This is a genomic window from Mesorhizobium sp. M7A.F.Ca.CA.001.08.2.1 (assembly GCF_003998455.1).
Taxonomy (GTDB): Bacteria; Pseudomonadota; Alphaproteobacteria; order Rhizobiales; family Rhizobiaceae; genus Mesorhizobium; species Mesorhizobium ciceri.
Genome location: NZ_RZPW01001505.1, coordinates 1 through 382 on the forward strand (window position 1 = coordinate 1; position 382 = coordinate 382).

General features: G+C 57.9%; 1 pseudogene. It reads right to left on the bottom strand.

Annotated features, from left to right (window positions below):
* Nucleotides 1–382 (bottom strand): annotated as a pseudogene (locus tag EN914_RS38655) (hypothetical protein); the annotation flags it as partial.

Sequence of the window (382 nt, forward strand, 5' to 3'; positions counted from 1 at the left end):
CTCCGGTGTTTGCCAGTTTGCGCGTATAGCACCAAGCCGTGTCCCAAGTTGGAGCTTTCTCACTGTCAAAATGATGACCGGACTCGAGTTGCCAAGTGCTGCCGGCGTAGGTCACTTGGCGATTGGCGAACTTTACGAAATCGAACGTATCTGGATTGGCTGAGTCTGCGGGCGGCGGCGTCGGCTGCTCGATTGGCGGCGACTTCGGCTTGTCGGTCTTTTCCTCCTGGGCGATCGTCTCGCCACCCGGAATTCTGTCTTCTGATTTCTTCGTCTCTCTTGGTAGGTTCTCGTTCGGGTTTGGCGGATCGTTTTGGGCGACCGGCGGCTCCGGCTGGATCACCGTTGGGTCGCGATCAAAGACCAGCCATACACCCACACC